The organism is Mesorhizobium sp. B3-1-8 (assembly GCF_006439495.1).
Classification (GTDB): Bacteria; Pseudomonadota; Alphaproteobacteria; order Rhizobiales; family Rhizobiaceae; genus Mesorhizobium.
The window spans coordinates 1-1,420 of record NZ_VFTK01000084.1 but is presented as its reverse complement, the minus strand read 5'-3'; the positions used below and the strand labels follow the sequence as shown (position 1 = coordinate 1,420).

At 64.1% G+C, this 1,420-nt stretch carries 2 protein-coding genes; both read left to right on the top strand.

Going from position 1 to position 1,420, the window contains the following annotated elements; translation table 11 throughout:
• The first annotated feature begins 143 nt into the window (after positions 1–143).
• Entirely contained in the window at positions 144–491 is a 348-nt protein-coding gene (locus FJ424_RS33330; protein ID WP_140660010.1) for a hypothetical protein, read from the top strand.
• A 429-nt stretch (positions 492–920) separates the two neighbouring features.
• Positions 921–1,292, top strand: a complete 372-nt coding sequence (locus FJ424_RS33325; protein WP_140660009.1) for a hypothetical protein — start codon at positions 921–923, stop codon at positions 1,290–1,292.
• Positions 1,293–1,420: the final 128 nt, after the last annotated feature.

Sequence of the window (1,420 nt, the reverse complement as noted above, 5' to 3'; positions counted from 1 at the left end):
CAGGAAATGGCAGTCGCTCCTTCGCTCAACTGCCTCTCCAAAGAATCCTTTCTCAGCCTAAACTCAACCCCAAAAACTCCCCTGCCACAAGGGGGGAGATTACGCACTTCACCCGTGCTCTACTCCCTCTTGGGGACCTCGCCATGATTCGCGCTCTGCTCGCCTTCCTTCTCCTCACCTCGCCGGCCTTCGCCGCCGACATGTCGGTGTTCGTGCGCAACCAGCGTTCGGACGGCGTCGCGGTGGAACTGTTCGGCCGCGACAGCGGCAAAGTCTGGCCGGGCGACGACAAGGTTTTCCTCATCCGGCCGAAGGCGCGGAAATCCGTGCCGATCTCCTGCGAGCCGGGCGAGCACATCTGCTGGGGCGCCTGGGTGAACGGCGACGATTCCGTCACCGCCGGCGTCGGCCCCGACAACGACCAGCCCTGCGACACCTGCTGCTTCATCTGCACCGAGCACTCGACCGAGACGGTGGATCTGGCCGAGTAGCGGGGGGTTGAAGCTGCCAATCTCCCCAAGAGGGGGAGATGCCCGGCAGGGCAGAGGGGGGCGCGAAGGATCGCGGCGCTGCAAGAACAAGGTTCCTCGCCCCGCGGAGTGGGGAGAGGTGGCTCGGCGAAGCCGAGACGGAGAGGGGGAGCGCCCTACGAAGGCGCCCTCTTCGTCCGCTTCGCGGCCACCTAGCCCCCGCCTTCGGCGGGAGCGAGGAACCCAAGCATAGACACGTCGGCGGGACAGCGCCCCCCTCTGGCCTGCCGGCCATCTCCCCCTCTTGGGGGGAGATCAGCCAATCGCCACAGCCTCAACAATCACCCCCAATTCCGTCAGCCATTTTCGCTGCCGCCCCTTGGCATACGCGCCGGCCATGTCATCATCCAACCATCGGCCGTGGGGGCCGATTCGTCATCGGGGGTTTTCATGTCTTTGCTATCTGCGCGCCGCTTTGCCGCCGCGTTTTCGCTTGCCGTCCTGTTTTCGCCTGCCGCTCATGCCGGCGACGTCACCTTCCAGATCAAGAACAGCCATCCCAATGCCATGCGGCTCGAGCTCTACAGCCAGGACCGCGACTATGTCTGGCCGGGCAACGGCAAGGATTTCTACCTCGACGACGGCGAGACCAAAGAGCTGCCGATCTCCTGCAACGAGGGCGAATCCATCTGCTACGGCGCCTGGGTCGACGGCGACGAGGCGACCTATTGGGGCGTCGGCCCCGGCAACAAGGAAAAATGCGAAGACTGCTGCTACACCTGCAGCGGCGGCGAGACCGAGGAGATCGATCTGGAGGAGTAGGGTGGCGCCTTCTTCCCCTTCTCCCACAGGGCCCACAGGGGAGAAGGAGCAGGTGTCCGAACCGGATAGATAGGTAACAGAATGGACCGATTGCATGGGTGACAGTTTTCTTGTCCGCCGGAGGACCG

What these genes read in the sequence shown, in the direction of transcription:
- FJ424_RS33325 (WP_140660009.1), top strand. Translation starts at nt 921, where the DNA reads ATGTCTTTGCTATCTGCGCGCCGCTTTGCCGCCGCGTTTTCGCTTGCC.
- FJ424_RS33330 (WP_140660010.1), top strand. Translation starts at nt 144, where the DNA reads ATGATTCGCGCTCTGCTCGCCTTCCTTCTCCTCACCTCGCCGGCCTTC.